At 67.3% G+C, this 18851-nt stretch carries 31 protein-coding genes; all 31 read left to right on the plus strand.

Going from position 1 to position 18851, the window contains the following annotated elements; all coding sequences use genetic code 11:
- Positions 1-2 precede the first annotated feature (2 nt).
- The 31 genes from rplD to ACZ7KX_RS08350 all read left to right on the plus strand — a co-directional run bounded on the left by rplD (position 3) and on the right by ACZ7KX_RS08350 (position 18645).
- Positions 3-680 (plus strand): 50S ribosomal protein L4, encoded by a 678-nt coding sequence (rplD, locus tag ACZ7KX_RS08200; protein WP_350519912.1) that lies wholly within the window; start codon positions 3-5, stop codon positions 678-680.
- A complete protein-coding gene (rplW, locus tag ACZ7KX_RS08205; protein WP_030280768.1) occupies positions 680-997 on the plus strand; it encodes a 50S ribosomal protein L23 in 318 nt (105 codons plus the stop codon). The genes rplD and rplW overlap by 1 nt, the downstream gene beginning before the upstream one ends.
- 46 nt (positions 998-1043) lie before the next feature.
- The gene (rplB, locus tag ACZ7KX_RS08210; RefSeq protein ID WP_030232466.1) at positions 1044-1880 is read left to right on the plus strand and encodes a 50S ribosomal protein L2; all 837 of its coding nucleotides are present in this window, start codon (positions 1044-1046) and stop codon (positions 1878-1880) included.
- Positions 1881-1891: 11 nt separating this feature from the next.
- Positions 1892-2173, plus strand: coding sequence for a 30S ribosomal protein S19 (gene rpsS, locus ACZ7KX_RS08215; protein ID WP_030280772.1), 282 nt, complete (start codon positions 1892-1894; stop codon positions 2171-2173).
- A gap of 58 nt (positions 2174-2231) precedes the next feature.
- Positions 2232-2579, plus strand: a complete 348-nt coding sequence (gene rplV, locus ACZ7KX_RS08220) for a 50S ribosomal protein L22 (RefSeq protein WP_030280773.1) — start codon at positions 2232-2234, stop codon at positions 2577-2579.
- A complete protein-coding gene (rpsC, locus tag ACZ7KX_RS08225) occupies positions 2579-3403 on the plus strand; it encodes a 30S ribosomal protein S3 (RefSeq protein ID WP_030055823.1) in 825 nt (274 codons plus the stop codon). Before rplV ends, rpsC begins: the two co-directional genes overlap by 1 nt.
- 5 nt (positions 3404-3408) lie before the next feature.
- The gene (rplP, locus tag ACZ7KX_RS08230; RefSeq protein ID WP_030232476.1) at positions 3409-3828 is read left to right on the plus strand and encodes a 50S ribosomal protein L16; all 420 of its coding nucleotides are present in this window, start codon (positions 3409-3411) and stop codon (positions 3826-3828) included.
- Entirely contained in the window at positions 3828-4052 is a 225-nt protein-coding gene (gene rpmC, locus ACZ7KX_RS08235; RefSeq protein WP_030232478.1) for a 50S ribosomal protein L29, read from the plus strand. Before rplP ends, rpmC begins: the two co-directional genes overlap by 1 nt.
- Entirely contained in the window at positions 4052-4324 is a 273-nt protein-coding gene (gene rpsQ / locus ACZ7KX_RS08240; RefSeq protein ID WP_030280777.1) for a 30S ribosomal protein S17, read from the plus strand. The genes rpmC and rpsQ overlap by 1 nt, the downstream gene beginning before the upstream one ends.
- A 102-nt stretch (positions 4325-4426) precedes the next feature.
- Positions 4427-4798, plus strand: coding sequence for a 50S ribosomal protein L14 (gene rplN / locus ACZ7KX_RS08245; RefSeq protein ID WP_030232481.1), 372 nt, complete (start codon positions 4427-4429; stop codon positions 4796-4798).
- A 15-nt stretch (positions 4799-4813) separates the two neighbouring features.
- Positions 4814-5125, plus strand: a complete 312-nt coding sequence (gene rplX, locus ACZ7KX_RS08250; protein ID WP_100892787.1) for a 50S ribosomal protein L24 — start codon at positions 4814-4816, stop codon at positions 5123-5125.
- A complete protein-coding gene (gene rplE, locus ACZ7KX_RS08255) occupies positions 5125-5694 on the plus strand; it encodes a 50S ribosomal protein L5 (RefSeq protein ID WP_350519913.1) in 570 nt (189 codons plus the stop codon). The genes rplX and rplE overlap by 1 nt, the downstream gene beginning before the upstream one ends.
- A gap of 4 nt (positions 5695-5698) precedes the next feature.
- Positions 5699-5884 carry a type Z 30S ribosomal protein S14 gene (locus ACZ7KX_RS08260; protein WP_030055830.1) on the plus strand — a complete coding sequence of 62 codons (186 nt, stop codon included), beginning with the start codon at positions 5699-5701 and terminating at the stop codon, positions 5882-5884.
- 265 nt (positions 5885-6149) lie between these two features.
- Positions 6150-6557, plus strand: a complete 408-nt coding sequence (rpsH, locus tag ACZ7KX_RS08265; protein ID WP_033213994.1) for a 30S ribosomal protein S8 — start codon at positions 6150-6152, stop codon at positions 6555-6557.
- Between the two features lie 22 nt (positions 6558-6579).
- Positions 6580-7119, plus strand: coding sequence for a 50S ribosomal protein L6 (gene rplF / locus ACZ7KX_RS08270; protein WP_350519914.1), 540 nt, complete (start codon positions 6580-6582; stop codon positions 7117-7119).
- A 3-nt stretch (positions 7120-7122) separates the two neighbouring features.
- Positions 7123-7506, plus strand: a complete 384-nt coding sequence (gene rplR, locus ACZ7KX_RS08275; protein WP_030280785.1) for a 50S ribosomal protein L18 — start codon at positions 7123-7125, stop codon at positions 7504-7506.
- 48 nt (positions 7507-7554) lie between these two features.
- The gene (gene rpsE, locus ACZ7KX_RS08280; protein ID WP_316523510.1) at positions 7555-8175 is read left to right on the plus strand and encodes a 30S ribosomal protein S5; all 621 of its coding nucleotides are present in this window, start codon (positions 7555-7557) and stop codon (positions 8173-8175) included.
- Positions 8175-8357: a 50S ribosomal protein L30 gene (gene rpmD, locus ACZ7KX_RS08285; RefSeq protein ID WP_030055835.1), complete on the plus strand. Its 183-nt coding sequence runs from the start codon at positions 8175-8177 to the stop codon at positions 8355-8357. Before rpsE ends, rpmD begins: the two co-directional genes overlap by 1 nt.
- 2 nt (positions 8358-8359) lie before the next feature.
- On the plus strand, positions 8360-8812 hold the full coding sequence (rplO, locus tag ACZ7KX_RS08290; protein ID WP_030280790.1) for a 50S ribosomal protein L15: 453 nt from the start codon (positions 8360-8362) through the stop codon (positions 8810-8812).
- 288 nt (positions 8813-9100) lie between these two features.
- Positions 9101-10411, plus strand: a complete 1311-nt coding sequence (secY, locus tag ACZ7KX_RS08295; RefSeq protein ID WP_350519915.1) for a preprotein translocase subunit SecY — start codon at positions 9101-9103, stop codon at positions 10409-10411.
- Positions 10411-11064, plus strand: a complete 654-nt coding sequence (locus tag ACZ7KX_RS08300; RefSeq protein ID WP_350519916.1) for an adenylate kinase — start codon at positions 10411-10413, stop codon at positions 11062-11064. Before secY ends, ACZ7KX_RS08300 begins: the two co-directional genes overlap by 1 nt.
- Before the next feature lie 116 nt (positions 11065-11180).
- Positions 11181-12020 (plus strand): type I methionyl aminopeptidase, encoded by an 840-nt coding sequence (map, locus tag ACZ7KX_RS08305; RefSeq protein WP_470325818.1) that lies wholly within the window; start codon positions 11181-11183, stop codon positions 12018-12020.
- Between the two features lie 134 nt (positions 12021-12154).
- Positions 12155-12580 (plus strand): large conductance mechanosensitive channel protein MscL, encoded by a 426-nt coding sequence (gene mscL, locus ACZ7KX_RS08310; RefSeq protein ID WP_396549189.1) that lies wholly within the window; start codon positions 12155-12157, stop codon positions 12578-12580.
- A gap of 194 nt (positions 12581-12774) precedes the next feature.
- On the plus strand, positions 12775-12996 hold the full coding sequence (gene infA / locus ACZ7KX_RS08315) for a translation initiation factor IF-1 (protein ID WP_003956442.1): 222 nt from the start codon (positions 12775-12777) through the stop codon (positions 12994-12996).
- 33 nt (positions 12997-13029) lie between these two features.
- Positions 13030-13143 (plus strand): 50S ribosomal protein L36, encoded by a 114-nt coding sequence (gene rpmJ / locus ACZ7KX_RS08320; RefSeq protein WP_003956441.1) that lies wholly within the window; start codon positions 13030-13032, stop codon positions 13141-13143.
- A gap of 176 nt (positions 13144-13319) precedes the next feature.
- Complete coding sequence (gene rpsM, locus ACZ7KX_RS08325; RefSeq protein WP_030259703.1) at positions 13320-13700, plus strand: 30S ribosomal protein S13; 381 nt, start codon at positions 13320-13322, stop codon at positions 13698-13700.
- 72 nt (positions 13701-13772) lie between these two features.
- Positions 13773-14180: a 30S ribosomal protein S11 gene (rpsK, locus tag ACZ7KX_RS08330; protein ID WP_014136257.1), complete on the plus strand. Its 408-nt coding sequence runs from the start codon at positions 13773-13775 to the stop codon at positions 14178-14180.
- Positions 14181-14327: 147 nt separating this feature from the next.
- Entirely contained in the window at positions 14328-15350 is a 1023-nt protein-coding gene (locus ACZ7KX_RS08335; RefSeq protein ID WP_030055844.1) for a DNA-directed RNA polymerase subunit alpha, read from the plus strand.
- 127 nt (positions 15351-15477) lie between these two features.
- On the plus strand, positions 15478-15954 hold the full coding sequence (gene rplQ / locus ACZ7KX_RS08340) for a 50S ribosomal protein L17 (protein WP_470325819.1): 477 nt from the start codon (positions 15478-15480) through the stop codon (positions 15952-15954).
- A 79-nt stretch (positions 15955-16033) separates the two neighbouring features.
- Complete coding sequence (truA, locus tag ACZ7KX_RS08345; protein WP_470325820.1) at positions 16034-16945, plus strand: tRNA pseudouridine(38-40) synthase TruA; 912 nt, start codon at positions 16034-16036, stop codon at positions 16943-16945.
- A 41-nt stretch (positions 16946-16986) separates the two neighbouring features.
- Positions 16987-18645: an ABC-F family ATP-binding cassette domain-containing protein gene (locus ACZ7KX_RS08350; RefSeq protein WP_396549194.1), complete on the plus strand. Its 1659-nt coding sequence runs from the start codon at positions 16987-16989 to the stop codon at positions 18643-18645.
- The last annotated feature ends 206 nt before the right edge of the window (positions 18646-18851 follow it).

Raw genomic sequence — 18851 nt, forward strand, 5'->3', positions numbered from 1 at the left:
AAATGAGCACCATTGACATCCTGTCGCCGGCTGGCGACAAGACCGGCAGCGTCGAGCTGCCGGCCGAGATCTTCGACGCGAAGGTCAGCGTTCCGCTGATGCACCAGGTCGTCGTGGCGCAGCTCGCTGCGGCCCGTCAGGGCACCCACAAGACCAAGACTCGCGGCGAGGTCCGCGGTGGCGGCAAGAAGCCGTACCGCCAGAAGGGCACCGGCCGCGCCCGTCAGGGCTCGACCCGTGCGCCGCAGTTCGCCGGCGGTGGCGTCGTGCACGGTCCCGTGCCGCGCGACTACTCGCAGCGGACCCCGAAGAAGATGATCGCCGCCGCCCTGCGCGGTGCGCTCACCGACCGGGCCCGCCACAACCGCATTCACGTCGTCACCGGCGTGACCGCGACCGAGGCGCCGTCGACCAAGGCCGCGAAGAGCCTGTTCGGCAAGATCACCGAGCGCAAGAACGTCCTCCTGGTCGTCGAGCGCGAGGACGAGCTGGGCCTGAAGTCCGCTCGCAACCTGCCGCACGTCCACATCCTGGACGCCGGTCAGCTGAACACCTACGACGTGCTCGTCTCCGACGATGTGGTCTTCACCCAGGCCGCCTTCGAGCGTTTCGTGGCCGGTCCGGTCGCGTCCGCCAAGGCCGTTGCCGCTGAGGGCGAGCTCGAAGGGAGCGCCGCCTGATGAGCGACGTTACGAGCAAGACGTTCACGGACCCCCGTGACGTCCTGGTGAAGCCGGTCATCTCCGAGAAGAGCTACAGCCTTCTCGACGAGAACAAGTACACGTTCATCGTGTCGCCGGGCGCCAACAAGACCCAGATCAAGCAGGCCGTCGAGGCGGTCTTCTCGGTCAAGGTCGAGGCTGTCAACACGATCAACCGTCAGGGCAAGCGCAAGCGGTCCAAGACGGGCTTTGGCAAGCGCAAGGACACCAAGCGCGCCATCGTGACGCTGGCCGAGGGCAACCGCATCGACATCTTCGGTGGTCCGGTCTCCTGAATAGGGAGATCGTGATCGTCGATTAGGACGAGGACGAGAGAGCCAAATGGGCATCCGCAAGTACAAGCCGACTACGCCGGGCCGTCGTGGCTCCAGCGTGGCCGACTTCGTAGAAATCACGCGGTCCACGCCGGAGAAGTCGCTGGTTCGCCCCCTGCACAGCAAGGGCGGCCGTAACAACGCCGGTCGTGTCACTGCTCGCCACCAGGGTGGCGGTCACAAGCGCGCCTACCGCGTGATCGACTTCCGTCGTCACGACAAGGACGGCGTGCCGGCCAAGGTCGCGCACATCGAGTACGACCCGAACCGCACCGCGCGCATCGCGCTCCTGCACTACGCGGACGGCGAGAAGCGCTACATCATCGCGCCGCGCGGCATCGCGCAGGGTGACCGGATCGAGAACGGCGCTGGCGCCGACATCAAGCCGGGCAACAACCTGCCGCTGCGCAACATCCCGGTCGGTACCACCATCCACGCTGTGGAGCTGCGTCCCGGTGGCGGTGCCAAGCTGGCCCGCTCCGCCGGCTCGGGCATCCAGCTGCTGGCTCGTGAGGGCAAGATGGCGCACCTGCGCATGCCCTCCGGTGAGATCCGCCTGGTTGACGCGCGCTGCCGCGCCACCGTCGGCGAGGTCGGCAACGCCGAGCAGTCGAACATCAACTGGGGCAAGGCCGGCCGTATGCGCTGGAAGGGCGTCCGCCCGACCGTGCGTGGTGTCGCCATGAACCCGATCGACCACCCGCACGGTGGTGGTGAGGGTAAGACCTCCGGTGGTCGCCACCCGGTCTCGCCGTGGGGTAAGCCCGAGGGCCGTACCCGTCGCCCGAACAAGGCGTCGGACAAGCTCATCGTGCGCCGCCGCAAGACCAACAAGAAGCGCTAGGAGCAGGTCAGATGCCGCGCAGTCTCAAGAAGGGCCCCTTCATCGACGGCCACCTCATCAAGAAGGTGGACGCTCAGAACGAGGCGGGTACCCAGAACGTCATCAAGACCTGGTCCCGTCGTTCCGTGATCTCGCCGAGCATGCTCGGTCACACGATCGCGGTCCACGATGGCCGCAAGCACGTCCCGGTGTTCGTCACCGAGTCGATGGTCGGCCACAAGCTCGGCGAGTTCGCTCCGACCCGCACCTTCCGTGGTCACGTGAAGGAAGACCGGAAGTCGAAGCGTCGCTAAGCGCCTGAGCTTGACGCGCCAAAACGACTCAATGACTTACTCCATTAAGGGGACAACCATGGAAGCCAGGGCTCAGGCGCGGTACATCCGCGTGACGCCCATGAAGGCCCGCCGCGTGGTGGACCTCATCCGTGGCATGAATGCCACGGAGGCCCAGGCCGTCCTGCGTTTCGCTCCGCAGGCAGCCACCGTGCCGGTCGGCAAGGTGCTCGACAGCGCCATTGCCAACGCCGCGCACAACTACAACCACTCCAACGTGGACGACCTCTACATCTCCGAGGCGTACGTTGACGAGGGCCCGACCCTGAAGCGGTTCCGTCCGCGCGCCCAGGGCCGCGCCTACCGGATCCGCAAGCGGACCAGCCACATCACCGTGGTCGTCAGCAGCAAGGAAGGGACCCGGTAATGGGCCAGAAGGTTAACCCGCACGGGTTCCGCCTCGGCATCAGCACGGACTTCAAGTCCCGCTGGTACGCCGACAAGCTGTACAAGGACTACGTCAAGGAAGACGTTGCCATTCGTCGCATGATGACGAAGGGCATGGAGCGCGCCGGCATCTCCAAGGTCGAGATCGAGCGCACCCGCGACCGCGTCCGCGTTGACATCCACACCGCGCGTCCCGGCATCGTCATCGGTCGCCGCGGCACCGAGGCCGACCGCATCCGCGGCGACCTGGAGAAGCTGACCGGCAAGCAGGTCCAGCTGAACATCCTTGAGGTCAAGAACCCCGAGCTGGACGCCCAGCTCGTGGCTCAGGGCGTCGCGGAGCAGCTGTCCTCCCGCGTCTCCTTCCGCCGTGCCATGCGCAAGTCGATGCAGGGCACCATGAAGTCCGGCGCCAAGGGCATCAAGGTCCAGTGCTCCGGTCGTCTCGGCGGCGCCGAGATGAGCCGTTCGGAGTTCTACCGCGAGGGTCGCGTGCCGCTGCACACCCTGCGTGCGAACGTCGACTACGGCTTCTTCGAGGCCAAGACCACCTTCGGCCGCATCGGCGTGAAGGTCTGGATCTACAAGGGCGACGTCAAGAACATCGCCGAGGTCCGCGCTGAGAACGCCGCTGCCCGCTCGGGCAACCGCCCGGCCCGTCCCGAGGGTGGTCGTCCCGCCCGCGGTGGCGAGCGCCGTGGTGGCGAGCGCGGTGGCCGTGGCCGCCGTCCCGCCGCTGCCGAGGCCCCCGCGGCCCCGGTCGCGGAGGCTCCGGCTGCCGAGAACACCGGAACGGAGGCCTGACCCCAATGCTGATCCCCCGTCGGGTCAAGCACCGCAAGCAGCACCACCCGAAGCGCCGTGGCGCTGCCAAGGGTGGCACCGAGCTGGCGTTCGGCCAGTTCGGCATCCAGGCCGTGACCCCGGCCTACGTGACGAACCGTCAGATCGAGTCCGCTCGTATCGCGATCACCCGTCACATCCGTCGTGGCGGCAAGGTCTGGATCAACATCTACCCGGACCGCCCGCTCACCAAGAAGCCGGCCGAGACCCGCATGGGTTCCGGTAAGGGTTCGCCGGAGTGGTGGATCGCGAACGTGCACCCGGGTCGGGTCATGTTCGAGCTGTCGTACCCGAACGAGAAGGTTGCTCGCGAGGCGCTCACCCGCGCCGCGCACAAGCTGCCGATGAAGTGCCGGATCGTCCGGCGCGAGGACGGTGAGAGCTGATGTCGGCCGCTACCAAGGCTGCTGAGCTTCGCTCGCTGGACAACGAGGGTCTCGTTGCCAAGCTGCGCGAGGCCAAGGAGGAGCTGTTCAACCTCCGCTTCCAGGCGGCGACCGGGCAGCTCGACAACCACGGACGGCTCAAGCTCGTCCGGAAGGACATCGCGCGGATCTACACCCTGATGCGCGAGCGCGAGCTGGGCATCGAGACGGTGGAGAACGCCTGATGACTGAGAACACCAACGAGACGCGCGGTTTCCGCAAGACCCGTGAGGGTCTCGTCGTCAGCGACAAGATGGACAAGACCGTCGTCGTCGCCGTCGAGGACCGCGTCAAGCACGCTCTGTACGGCAAGGTCATCCGCCGTACGAACAAGCTGAAGGCGCACGACGAGCAGAACGCGTGCGGCGTGGGCGACCGGGTTCTCCTCGCGGAGACCCGCCCGCTGTCCGCGACGAAGCGCTGGCGCGTCGTCGAGATCCTCGAGAAGGCCAAGTAACGAAGCCGATGAGGTACGGCCGTATGTGCACCGGGTCCGTTCAGGACGCCGGTGTGAGCAGCGGCCGGCCCGTCGACTCTCGTTGACGATCAGGAGAAAGCTGTGATCCAGCAGGAGTCGCGACTGCGTGTTGCCGACAACACTGGTGCCAAGGAGATCCTTTGCATCCGTGTTCTCGGTGGCTCCGGTCGCCGCTACGCCGGAATCGGGGACGTCATCGTCGCGACCGTCAAGGACGCGATCCCCGGTGGCTCGGTGAAGAAGGGTGACGTCGTCAAGTGCGTCGTCGTCCGCACCGTCAAGGAGCGTCGTCGTCCGGATGGCTCGTACATCCGCTTCGACGAGAACGCTGCGGTGGTTCTGAAGAACACCGAGGGTGACCCCCGTGGTACCCGCATCTTCGGCCCCGTGGGCCGCGAGCTGCGCGACAAGAAGTTCATGAAGATCATCTCGCTGGCGCCGGAGGTGCTCTGACCCATGGCGAACAGCATGAAGATCAAGAAGGGTGACCTGGTTCAGGTCATCACCGGCAAGGACAAGGGCAAGCAGGGCAAGGTCATCCAGGCCCTGCCGGCTGAGAACAAGGTCCTGGTCGAGGGTGTGAACCGGGTCAAGAAGCACACCAAGCCGGGTCCGGGCACCCAGGGTGGCATCGTCACCGTCGAGGCCCCGGTTCACGTCTCCAACGTCCAGCTGGTCGTGGAGAAGGACGGCAAGAAGGTCGTCACCCGCGTTGGCTACCGCTTCGACGACGAGGGCAACAAGATCCGCGTTGCCAAGCGAACCGGTGAGGACATCTGATGTCTGAGACGACTGTTGAGAAGGTGGCCCCCCGCCTCAAGGAGCGTTACAACTCCGAGATCAAGGGCCAGCTGCACGAGCAGTTCAAGTACGAGAACGTCATGCTGATCCCCGGCCTGGTCAAGGTCGTGGTCAACATGGGTGTCGGCGAGGCTGCCCGCGACAGCAAGCTGATCGAAGGTGCCATCAAGGACCTGACCGCGATCACCGGTCAGAAGCCGGCCGTCACCAAGGCCCGCAAGTCCATCGCGCAGTTCAAGCTGCGCGAGGGCCAGCCGATCGGCACGCACGTCACCCTCCGTGGTGACCGCATGTGGGAGTTCCTGGACCGTCTGGTTTCGCTGGCCCTGCCGCGAATCCGCGACTTCCGCGGCCTCTCCCCGAAGCAGTTCGACGGCCGTGGCAACTACACCTTCGGTCTGACCGAGCAGGTTATGTTCCACGAGATCGACCAGGACAAGGTCGACCGTCAGCGCGGTATGGACATCACCGTCGTGACCACCGCTCAGACCGACGACGAGGGCCGGGCGCTCCTGCGCGCTCTGGGCTTCCCGTTCAAGGAGGCGTGAGCCAATGGCGAAGAAGTCCCTCATCGCGAAGTCCGAGCGCAAGCCGAAGTTCGGCGTCCGGGCCTACACCCGGTGCCAGCGCTGCGGCCGTCCGCACTCGGTGTACCGCAAGTTCGGCCTGTGCCGTGTCTGCCTCCGTGAGATGGCGCACCGCGGCGAGCTGCCGGGCGTGACCAAGAGCTCCTGGTAATCCAGGCGCCCTAGGCACACAGCGACGCAGAGGTGCCCGATCCCACACCGGCCCGTTTTGGGCCTGCCGTACGGATTCCCGTAAGGTAGTGGGGTCGGGCCCCCTGCCACGGCTTCCCCATGGACGTCCGTGGCCCCTCTCCGGGGCTCGCACCCAGTCTTACTACGTCGCAGGTCCCCTGCGCTTGTGCCCCTGCCGAACTCGCGAGAGTGCGGAAGGGGGACCTGGCGCGGAGAAACCACGGCGAGAGAGGCCTGAGGCCATCATGACCATGACCGACCCCATCGCAGACATGCTCACGCGTCTGCGTAACGCGAACTCGGCGTACCACGACTCCGTGGCGATGCCGGCCAGCAAGATCAAGGCGCACGTCGCCGAGATCCTGCAGCAGGAGGGGTACATCTCCTCCTACAAGGTTGAGGAGCCCACCGAGGGCGAGGTCGGCAAGAAGCTGACCATCGAGCTCAAGTTCGGCCCCAACCGTGAGCGCTCCATCGCCGGCATCAAGCGCATCAGCAAGCCGGGTCTGCGCGTTTACGCAAAGTCCACCAACCTGCCGAAGGTTCTCGGCGGCCTGGGCGTGGCGATCATCTCCACGTCCTCCGGCCTCCTGACCGACAAGCAGGCCGCCAAGAAGGGCGTAGGCGGAGAAGTTCTCGCCTACGTCTGGTAATTCGGGAAACGGAGGTACAGCAATGTCGCGCATTGGACGGCTGCCCATCCAGGTCCCCGCTGGCGTGGACGTCACCATCGATGGCCAGACGGTCTCGGTGAAGGGCCCGAAGGGTACCCTCACCCACGTCGTCGCCGCGCCGATCGAGATCGGCAAGGGCGAGGACGGCACTCTGGCTGTCACCCGCCCCAACGACGAGCGTATGTCGAAGGCCCTCCACGGCCTGACCCGCACGCTGGTGGCGAACATGATCACCGGCGTGACCGCGGGCTACCGCAAGTCGCTGGAGATCAGCGGTGTTGGTTACCGAGTCGCTGCGAAGGGCTCCGACATGGAGTTCTCGCTCGGCTACAGCCACCCGATCCTGGTCCCCGCGCCGGAGGGCATCTCCTTCGTCGTCGAGTCGCCCACCAAGTTCCACGTGGACGGCATCGACAAGCAGAAGGTCGGCGAGGTCGCCGCGAAGATCCGCAAGCTGCGCAAGCCCGACCCGTACAAGGCCAAGGGCGTCAAGTACGCGGGCGAGGTCATCCGCCGCAAGGTCGGAAAGAGTGGTAAGTAAGCGATGAGCGTCTCTGTCAAGATCGGCAAGGGCAACGCCTACAAGAGCGCCGCTCGCAAGCGCCGCGCGATCCGCGTTCGCAAGCGCGTCGTCGGCACCGAGGTGCGTCCGCGTCTCGTCGTGACGCGCTCGAACCGTCACATGGTCGCCCAGGTCATCGACGACGCCAAGGGTCACACCCTGGCGTCGGCGTCCACCCTCGACGTGTCCATCAAGGGCGCCGAGGGCGACAAGACCGAGCTGGCCAAGAAGGTCGGGAGCCTGGTCGCCGAGCGCGCCAAGGCCGCCGGCATCGAGTCGGTCGTCTTCGACCGCGCGGGCAACCGGTACGCCGGCCGCATCGCCGCCCTGGCGGACGCGGCTCGCGAGGCCGGGCTCGACTTCTAAGCCGCTCGTCGACTCTGTCGACGGACGTAAACGAGAGAGGTAATTCCAATGGCTGGACCCCAGCGCCGCGAAGGCGGCGCCGGTCGCGGCACGGGTGGCGAGCGGCGCGACCGTAAGCGTGACGGTCAGGGCAACGCCCCGGCTGTCGAGAAGACCGCTTACGTCGAGCGCGTCGTCGCGATCAACCGTGTTGCCAAGGTTGTCAAGGGTGGCCGTCGCTTCAGCTTCACCGCGCTCGTCGTGGTGGGCGATGGCGAGGGCACCGTGGGTGTCGGTTACGGCAAGGCGAAGGAGGTTCCGGCCGCCATCGCCAAGGGTGTTGAGGAGGCCAAGAAGAACTTCTTCAAGGTCCCCCGTATCCAGGGCACCATCCCGCACCCCATCCAGGGTGAGAAGGCCGCCGGCGTCGTGCTGCTGAAGCCCGCCGCCCCCGGTACCGGTGTTATCGCCGGTGGTCCGGTGCGCGCCGTCCTGGAGTGCGCCGGCATCCACGACATCCTGTCGAAGTCGCTCGGCTCGGACAACGCGATCAACATCGTGCACGCCACCGTGGTGGCTCTGAAGGGCCTCGTTCGCCCCGAGGAGATCGCCGCCCGTCGTGGCCTGCCGCTGGAGGACGTGGCCCCCGCCGCTCTGCTGCGGGCGCGTGCTGCTGGGGTGAGCGCCTGATGGCTCGCCTGAAGATCACGCAGACCAAGTCGTACATCGGCAGCAAGCAGAACCACCGTGACACCCTGCGTTCGCTTGGTCTCAAGCGCATGCACGACGTCGTGGTGAAGGAGGACCGTCCCGAGATCCGCGGGATGGCCCACACGGTCCGTCACCTGGTGACGGTTGAGGAGGTGGACTGATCATGGGCGACAACCCGATCAAGATCCACAACCTGCGTCCCGCCCCGGGTGCCAAGACCGACAAGATCCGCGTGGGTCGTGGTGAGGGTTCCAAGGGTAAGACCGCTGGTCGTGGTACCAAGGGCACCAAGGCCCGCTACCAGGTTCCGCAGCGCTTCGAGGGTGGCCAGATGCCGCTCCACATGCGCCTGCCGAAGCTGAAGGGCTTCAAGAACCCGTTCAAGATCACGTTCCAGGTCGTGAACCTCGACAAGCTGGCCGAGCTCTACCCGCAGGGTGGCGAGGTCACGGTCGAGGACCTGGTCGCGAAGGGCGCGGTTCGCAAGAACTCCCTCGTCAAGGTGCTCGGCACCGGCGAGGTCTCGGTTGCGCTGCAGGTGACGGTCGACGCCGTCTCCGGCTCGGCCGCCGAGAAGATCAAGGCCGCCGGCGGTACGGTCACCGAGCTCGTCTGAGCCCGCTGAATACCGCTTTCGGGCCCCGCACCTCCTCCGGGAGGTGCGGGGCCCGTGCCATTTTCCGGTCGTTTTTTGTGTGGCAAATCCGGGCATCCCGTACCCCGTGAGTGGGGGACGGGCCGTACGCGCTTCTTCGGAGTGGCCGCGCACTGTTAGAGTCCGTGGAGTTCCCTTGTAGGCTGCGCGTAGGCTCGCCTGTGCCGTCTGTACGGGGGCCCGAACCGCAAACTCCCCATTCAGGACCGACCCTCCCGCCGACGACGCGCGGGAGGCGCAGGAGGCACCGTGCTCAGTGCGTTCGCGCGGGCGTTCCAGACGCCCGACCTGCGCAAGAAGCTGCTGTTCACGCTGGGCATCATGGTGCTGTTCCGGCTGGGCTCGCACATTCCGATTCCTGGCGTGAGCTTCACCGCCGTGAACGAGTGCGTGAAGGAGACCAAGAACAGCGGCCTCTTCGGGCTCGTCAACCTGTTCAGCGGTGGCGCGCTCCTCCAGTTGACGATCTTCGCCCTCGGCATCATGCCGTACATCACGGCGAGCATCATCCTCCAGCTCCTCACCGTCGTGATCCCGCGACTGGAGATGCTGAAGAAGGAGGGCCAGGCCGGCCAGGCCAAGATCACCCAGTACACCCGCTACCTGACCATCGCGCTCGCCGTGCTCCAGGGCACCGGCATCGTCGCGACGGCCTCCAGCGGTGCGCTGTTCTCCGGCTGCCCGCTGGCCAACCAGATCGTCCCGGACACCGGCGTCTTCCGGATCGCCGTCATGGTCCTCACGATGACCGCCGGCACCACGGTGATCATGTGGCTGGGCGAGCTGATCACGGACCGCGGCATCGGCAACGGCATGTCGCTGCTGATCTTCACCTCGATCGCGGCCCAGTTCCCGTCCTCGATGTGGGCGATCAAGCAGTCCGGCACCATCGGCGACGGCTGGGTCGAGTTCCTGTCCGTGGTCGCGGTCGGCATCGTCGTCGTGATGCTCGTCATCTTCGTCGAGCAGGCCCAGCGCCGGATCCCGGTCCAGTACGCGAAGCGGATGATCGGCCGCCGGGCGTTCGGCGGCACCTCGACCTACATCCCGCTCAAGGTGAACCAGGCCGGTGTCATCCCGGTCATCTTCGCCTCGTCGCTGCTCTACATCCCCGCCCTGGTGGTCCAGCTGACCAACAGCCAGGCGGGCTGGGCCACGTGGATCCGGACGAACTTCGTCAAGGGTGACCACCCGATCTACATGGCCACCTACTTCCTGCTGATCGTCTTCTTCGCGTTCTTCTACGTCGCCATCTCCTTCAACCCCGAAGAAGTTGCCGACAATATGAAGAAGTATGGTGGGTTCATCCCGGGCATCCGGGCCGGCCGGCCGACGGCCGAGTACCTGAACTACGTGCTGACCCGAATCACGTGGCCGGGTTCGCTCTACCTGGGCCTGATCGCGTTGATCCCGATGATCGCCCTGGTCGCCTTCGGACAGCAGACCAACTTCCCGTTCGGCGGCACCAGCGTTCTCATCGTCGTCGGCGTCGGACTCGAAACTGTTAAGCAGATCGAGAGCCAGCTCCAGCAGCGCAATTACGAAGGGTTCCTCCGCTGATGCGTATCGTCCTCGTTGGTCCTCCCGGGGCCGGGAAGGGTACTCAGGCGCACCTGCTCGCCAAGACCCTGTCCATTCCCCACATCTCCACCGGCGACCTCTTCCGCGCCAACATCGGCCAGGGCACCCCGCTGGGGCTTGAGGCCAAGAGCTACATGGACGCGGGCCGTCTGGTACCGGACGAGGTCACCATCGGGATGGCCAAGGACCGCATGCTCCAGGAGGACGCCGCCAACGGCTTCCTGCTCGACGGCTTCCCCCGCAACCTGGGCCAGGCCAAGGCGCTGGACGAGTTCCTCGCCGAGCAGGGCATCAACTTGGACGGCGTGCTGGACCTGGAGGTCCCCGAGGACGAGGTCGTCCGCCGGATCGCCGGCCGCCGCCTGTGCCGCAACGACGGTGGCCACGTGTTCCACGTGGACTACAACCCGCCGAAGGCCGAGGGCGTCTGCGACGAGTGCGGCGGCGAGCTGTACCAGCGCTCGGACGACACCGAGGACAAGGTGCGCACGCGCCTGGAGGTCTACCACACGGAGACCGAGCCGATCATCGGTTACTACAAGGAGCAGGGTCTCCTGGTGACCATCCCGGCCCTCGGCAAGGTGGACGAGGTCACCGCCCGCGCGATCGAGGCGCTGAAGCAGGACAGCTGAGTCTCTCGGCGAACGTACGACGGTACGGCCGGGTCGCCCGCCCAGCGGGTGGCCCGGCCGTTTCGGCGTCGTACGGTTGTAGGCAGTGGTAATCCGGACTTGGAAGGCGTGACCAGATGGTGGAGATCAAGACCCCCGAGCAGATCGCGAAGATGCGAGCGGCCGGGCTGGTCGTCGCCGAGGCCCTCAAGGCCTGCCGCGAGGCGGTCGCTCCGGGGGTGACCACCCAGGAGCTCAACGACATCGCGGACAAGGTCATCACCGACCACGGCGCCACCTCGAACTTCCGCGCCCACCACGGCGGCCTCTGGTTCCCGGGCGTGATCTGCGCCTCGGTGAACAACGAGGTCGTGCACGGCATCCCCGGTGACCGGGCGCTGCAGGAGGGCGACATCATCTCGATCGACTGCGGCGCCATCCTGGACGGCTGGCACGGCGACTCGGCGATCACCGTGGCGGTCGGCGAGGTCCGCCCCGAGGTCGAGATGCTGAGCCGGGTCACCGAGGGCTCGATGTGGGCCGGCATCGCCCAGATGAAGAAGGGCAACCGCCTGGTCGACGTCTCCAAGGCGATCGAGGGCTTCATCCGCCGCCAGCCGCTGCCGCCGAAGGGCAAGTGGGGCATCACCGAGGGTTACGGCGGCCACGGCATCGGCACCGCGATGCACATGGAGCCGCACGTCCTGAACTACGTCGAGCGCGGCCGCGGCAAGGGCCCGAAGCTGATCCCCGGCACCGTGCTGGCGATCGAGCCGATGGTCTCGCTGGGCACCCCGCACACCACCGTCCTGGACGACGAGTGGACGGTCGTCACCAACGACGGCACCTGGGCCTCGCACTGGGAGCACTCGGTGGCCGTGACCGAGCAGGGCCCGTTGGTCCTGACCGCCTTCGACGGCGGCAAGGCCGAACTGGCGAAGCTGGGCATCACCGCAGCTCCGGACCCGCTCGCGTAGTCGCGGCGGCCCGGACCGCCGCCGCTGACAAGGGATCAGAGCCCTGGAGGTTTGGACCTCCAGGGCTTTTGTCCTATTTTTATCGGCTGGTAGTGGTCAGCAGTACCGGTTTGCGAGCGAGCAGGAGAGAGCACGTGCTCAAGGGATTCCGCGACTTCATGATGCGCGGCAACGTCGTCGACATGGCCGTCGGTGTGGTCATCGGTGCCGCGTTCACCGCGGTGGTGACCGGCTTCGTGTCCGCCTTCCTCACCCCGCTGGTGGGCGTGGTGGTCGGCGCGGCCGGCGACTTCAGCTCGTACAAGGCGACGGTGGCCGGGGTCACCTTCCCCTACGGTCAGTTCCTCAACGTCGTGATCGCCTTCGTCATGACCGCCGCGGTGCTGTACTTCTGCGTGGTGCTGCCGATCACCAAGGCGACCGAGCGCTACCTGCCGAAGAAGCCGAAGGTCGCGAAGCGCCCGTGCCCCGAGTGCCTCACCGAGATCCCCCAGGCCGCCCGCCGCTGCTCGGCCTGCACCGCGCACGTCGAGCCGCTGACGGTGTCCGCGGGGGTCTGACGTAGCAGGTGTGACGGGTACCGCTTTCCGGGACCCCCGTTTTGGTCCACCGGACGCGCTGGCGTAGGATGGACCGTCGGCTCACTCGTAGCGTGCTTCAGCACGCCCTCTTCCCCTCGGGGGCGGGGTGAACCCAGGTTCGCACGAGCGTTCCGCATACGGTAGCCGGTCCCGGAAGGTGGATCTCGCAGTTCATGGCTAAGAAGCAAGGCGCCATTGAGATCGAGGGCACCGTGATCGAGTCTCTTCCGAACGCGATGTTCAAGGTCGAGCTGCAGAACGGTCACAAGGTCCTCGCGCACATCAGTGGCAAGATGCGCATGCACTACATCCGCATCCTGCCGGACGACCGGGTCGTCGTGGAGCTCAGCCCCTACGACCTCACGCGCGGCCGGATCGTCTACCGCTACAAGTAAGAACGTCAGATCTAGACCCGGAGAACCTGAAACATGAAGGTCAAGCCGAGCGTCAAGAAGATCTGCGACAAGTGCAAGGTGATCCGCCGTCACGGCCGGGTCATGGTGATCTGCGACAACCTGCGCCACAAGCAGCGCCAGGGCTGATCTCTCCCCAGCATTTCTCGTAGTACTTCGCGCGACGCGAAAACGTCATGAGCTGGCTACCCGATCCGTTCCGTCCGGAACGGACTGCCGCCCCCGGTCAGAGGCCGGGGCTCCCTCACCGTGAGGTGTCGGAGTAGGTAGCACGCAAGACCTCTGAAGAATCACAGGAGCCTTGAATGGCACGCCTCGCCGGCGTTGATCTCCCCCGTGAGAAGCGGATCGAGATCGCCCTCACCTACGTGTACGGCATCGGCCGTACCCGCGCCCAGCAGACCCTCGCCGAGACCGGCGTCAACCCGGATGTCCGCGTTCGCGACATCACCGAGGAAGACCTGGTCAAGCTGAGCCAGTACATCGACGCCAACTACACGGTCGAGGGTGACCTCCGCCGTGAGGTGGCCGCCGACATCCGCCGCAAGGTCGAGATCGGCTGCTACGAGGGTCTGCGTCACCGCCGTGGCCTGCCGGTCCGCGGCCAGCGCACCCACACCAACGCGCGTACCCGCAAGGGCCCGCGTCGCGCGATCGCCGGCAAGAAGAAGCCGGGCAAGAAGTAGTCCGTCCCGTAACCGGACATCCCTCCGGCCCGCGGGTCAGCGGACCGACCACCTCAGTAGGAGAACAGACTTATGCCCCCCAAGGGTCGTCAGGCTGCCGGCGCGAAGAAGATCCGCCGCAAGGAAAAGAAGAACGTCGCTCACGGCCACGCGCACATCAAGAGCACGTTCAACAACACCATCGTTTCGATCACCGACCCGTCGGGCAACGTGATCTCCTGGGCCTCCGCCGGCCACGTCGGCTTCAAGGGCTCGCGCAAGTCCACCCCGTTCGCCGCGCAGATGGCCGCCGAGGCCGCTGCCCGTCGCGCGCAGGAGCACGGCATGCGCAAGGTCGACGTCTTCGTGAAGGGTCCGGGCTCCGGCCGCGAGACCGCGATCCGTTCGCTCCAGGCCACCGGCCTGGAGGTCGGCTCGATCCAGGACGTCACCCCCACCCCGCACAACGGCTGCCGTCCGCCGAAGCGCCGCCGCGTCTGACGCAGCGCCTTCGGGCACCGCAGTCCCTGCTTTAAACCTCGTACGGGGTCCCACGCAGTCTGAATCAACACAGCGCGCGGGACCCCGTACGCTTGGTCCTGTCGGCATCAAATAGTGGGTGCCGAAGACAACTGGAGGAACCTCCCCATGCTTATCGCTCAGCGTCCTTCGCTGACCGAAGAGGTCGTCGACGAGTTCCGCTCGCGGTTCGTGATCGAGCCGCTGGAGCCGGGCTTCGGCTACACCCTCGGCAACTCCCTGCGCCGCACGCTCCTGTCGTCGATCCCGGGTGCCGCTGTCACCAGCATCCGCATCGACGGCGTCCTGCACGAGTTCACCACCGTGCCGGGCGTCAAGGAGGACGTGACCGACCTCATCCTCAACATCAAGCAGCTGGTCGTCTCCTCGGAGCACGACGAGCCGGTCGTGATGTACCTGCGCAAGCAGGGCCCGGGTGTCGTCACCGCCGCCGACATCGCCCCGCCGGCGGGTGTCGAGGTGCACAACCCCGAGCTGGTCCTCGCCACGCTGAACGGCAAGGGCAAGCTGGAGATGGAGCTGACCGTCGAGCGCGGTCGCGGCTACGTCTCCGCCGTCCAGAACAAGGCCTCCGGCCAGGAGATCGGCCGCATCCCGGTCGACTCGATCTACAGCCCCGTGCTGAAGGTCACCTACAAGGTCGAGGCCACCCGTGTCGAGCAGCGGACCGACTTCGACAAGCTGATCGTCGACGTCGAGACCAAGCCCGCCATGCGTCCGCGCGACGCCATGGCCTCGGCCGGCAAGACCCTGGTGGAGCTGTTCGGCCTCGCCCGCGAGCTGAACATCGACGCCGAGGGCATCGACATGGGCCCGTCCCCGACGGACGCCGCCCTGGCCGCCGACCTGGCGCTGCCGATCGAGGAGCTGGAGCTCACCGTCCGCTCCTACAACTGCCTCAAGCGCGAGGGCATCCACACCGTGGGTGAGCTCGTCGCCCGCTCCGAGGCCGACCTGCTCGACATCCGCAACTTCGGTGCGAAGTCGATCGACGAGGTCAAGGCGAAGCTGGCCGGCATGGGCCTGGCCCTGAAGGACAGCCCGCCCGGGTTCGACCCGACCGCCGCCGCCGACGCCTTCGGCGCCGACGACCTGGACGACGCGGGTTACGCGGAGACCGAGCAGTACTGAGAGACTTGACCGCGGGGGCGGTTCCCCGGAACCGCCCCCGTCGTCGTGAAAGTCGTGCGGGCACAGTGCCCGTACGCCCGCTGCGGTACCTGGTACGGCCGCAGTCGGAGATTCGAGGAGTAATTCCATGCCGCGTCCCACCAAGGGTGCCCGTCTGGGCGGTGGCCCGCACCACGAGCCGCTGCTGCTCGCCGGTCTGGCCCGTGAGCTGTTCCAGTACGGCCGCATCACCACCACCGAGGCCAAGGCCCGTCGCCTGCGCCCGCTGGCGGAGAAGCTGATCACCAAGGCGAAGAAGGGCGACATCCACAACCGTCGCCTGGTCCGCAAGACGATCACCGACATCGCCGTGCTGCACACCCTCTTCACCGAGATCGCGCCGCGCTACGAGAACCGCCCGGGTGGCTACACCCGCATCACCAAGATCGGTCCCCGTCGTGGCGACAACGCCCCGATGGCCGTGATCGAGCTGGTCGAGGCGCTGACCGTCGCGCAGACCGCCGTGGGTGAGGCCGAGGCCGCCACCAAGCGTGCCGTCAAGGAGGCCGACGCCAAGGTCGAGGCCACCGAGACCGCCGAGGTCGAGGCCGCCGAGCAGGCCTGACACCTCCAGGTGTAGTGCGGGCCCGCTCTCCCAGCGATGGGGGAGCGGGCCCGTTCCTTATTCGTAGGAGCAGGAGCAAGTGGTCAACGATTGCGCCGAGCAGCCGCCGGTGAAGGACGGTCCGGCGGACGGGTACGTCCGGGTCCGGCTCGACCTCGCCTACCAGGGCGCCGAGTTCTCCGGCTGGGCCCGCCAGAAGGGCGGCCGCCGGACGGTCCAGGAGGAGATCGAGACCGCACTGCAGATCGTCACCCGCAGCCCGGAGCTGTTCCCGCTGACCGTGGCCGGCCGCACCGACGCCGGGGTGCACGCCCGCGGCCAGGTCGCGCACGTCGACCTGCCGGCGGAGCTGTGGGAGGCCCACCGGGAGAAGCTGCTGCGCCGGCTGGCCGGCCGGCTTCCCGGGGACGTCCGGATCTACCGGGTCGGCGAGGCGCCGGCCGGGTTCGACGCCCGCTTCTCGGCCGTCTGGCGCCGGTACGCGTACCGGGTCGCCGACCACCCGGGCGGGGTGGACCCGCTGCTGCGCGGGCACGTGCTCTGGCACGACCGCCCGCTGGACCTGGACCGGATGAACGCCGCGGCGGAGCTGCTGCTCGGCGAGCACGACTTCGCCGCGTACTGCAAGAAGCGCGAGGGCGCCACCACCATCCGCACCCTGCTGGAGCTGCGCTGGGACCGCGTCCCGGTGGACCCGTACGCCGCCCAGGAGGGCTCGCTCGCGGTCGCCACCGTCCGGGCGGACGCCTTCTGCCACAACATGGTCCGGGCGCTGGTGGGCGCCATGCTGCTGGTCGGCGACGGGCACCGGCCGGTGGAGTTCCCCGGCGAGGTGCTGGCCGGCGGGGTGCGCAACTCCGCCGTCAACGTGATCCGGCCGTACGGGCTGACGCTGGAGGAGGTCGGCTACCCGCCGGACGACCAGCTGGCCGAGCGCAACCGGGCGGCCCGGCGGATGCGCACCCTCCCGGGGCAGCCCGCTGTGACGTAATCCGTTTTGGCCGGGGGCGCCCGCTTGGGACAATCCTCCTCATGGGACACGTCGAGATTTCGCACCTTGAGTACTACTTGCCGGACGGGCGGGTGCTGTTCGACGACGCGTCCTTCCGGGTCGGCGAGGGCGCCGCGGTCGCCCTGGTCGGCGCGAACGGCGCGGGCAAGACCACCCTGCTGCGGATGATCGCGGGAGACCTCCAGCCGCACGGCGGCTCGGTGACGATCAGCGGCGGGCTCGGCGTGATGCGTCAGTTCGTGGGCACCACCGGCCGCGAGGACCAGCAGTCCACGCCGGGCGCGCTGCCGGCCGACGCCTCCGTGCGCGACCTGCTGGTGTCGGTCGCCCCCGAGCGGATCGCGGTGGCCGCCCGCGCGGTGGACGCCGCCGAGCTGGCGATGATCGCCCAGGACGACGAGAAGACCCAGATGGCCTACGCCCAGGCCCTCTCCGACTGGGCCGACGTCGGCGGCTACGACTACGAGACCGACTGGGACGTCTGCACCATGGCGGCCCTCGGCATGCCCTTCGACAAGGCCCAGTGGCGCGGTCTGAACACCCTCTCCGGCGGCGAGCAGAAGCGGCTCGTGCTGGAGGCGCTGCTGCGCGGGCCGGAGGAGGTGCTGCTCCTCGACGAGCCCGACAACTACCTGGACGTCCCCGCCAAGCTCTGGCTGGAGGAGGCCATCAAGGCCACCTCGAAGACCGTCCTGTACATCTCGCACGACCGCGAGCTGCTCTCCCGCACCGCCGACAAGATCATCAGCGTCGAGTCGGGCGCCGCCGGCAGCAGCGTCTGGGTGCACGGCGGCGGCTTCGACACCTTCCACGAGGCCCGCAAGGCGCGCTTCGAGCGCTTCGAGGAACTGCGCCGCCGCTGGGACGAGGAACACGCCAAGCTCAAGAAGCTGGTCGTCACCCTGCGCCAGGCCGCTTCCGTCAGCCACGACATGGCCTCCCGCTACTCCGCCGCCCAGACCAGGCTGAAGAAGTTCGAGGACGCCGGCCCGCCCGAGGCGCCGCCGCGCGAGCAGAGCATCACCATGCGGCTCAAGGGCGGGCGCACCGGAGTGCGCGCCTTCACCATGGAGCGGCTGGAGCTCACCGGGCTGATGCAGCCCTTCGACCTGGAGGTCTTCTACGGCGAGCGGGTCGGCGTGCTGGGGGCCAACGGCGCCGGCAAGTCGCACCTGCTGCGGCTGCTGGCCGGCGACACGACGGTCGAGCACACCGGCGACTGGAAGCTCGGTGCCCGGGTCGTCCCCGGCCACTTCCGGCAGACCCACGCCCACCCGGAGCTGTTCGGCCGTACCGTCCGCTCGATCGTGGAGGAGGAGCACGCGCTCAGCCGCGGCGCCGCGATGGGTGCGCTGCGGCGGTACGAGCTGGACCGCCAGGAGGAGCAGAAGTTCGAGTCGCTGTCCGGTGGGCAGCAGGCCCGGCTGATGATCCTCAAGCTCGAACTCTCCGGTGTGACGGCCCTGTTGCTCGACGAGCCGACCGACAACCTGGACCTGGAGAGCGCCGAGGCGCTGCAGGCCGGCCTGGAGGCCTTCGAGGGCACCGTGCTGTGCGTGACCCACGACCGCTGGTTCGCCAAGACCTTCGACCGCTTCCTGGTCTTCGGGGCCGACGGCAAGGTGTTCGAGTCGTCGGATCCGGTCTGGGACGTGACCCGGGTGGAGCGCGAACGCTGAGTGACGGCCAGGGGGGTCCACGGCGATTTTTGACCCCTCAGGATCGTGCCGGTAACCTGGACGCTTGATGTGCGTATTGGCTCGCTCTATCTCACGTGAGAGGTCGGTACGCCGGAGACATCAGGTCGACGACCAGCGGTCCCCCTTGAATTGCGTCCAAGGTTGACCAGGCTGATCTTCCGTCCGGGTGCTCCTGTCAGGACTCA

It is taken from the genome of Kitasatospora sp. NPDC038210, assembly GCF_055600605.1.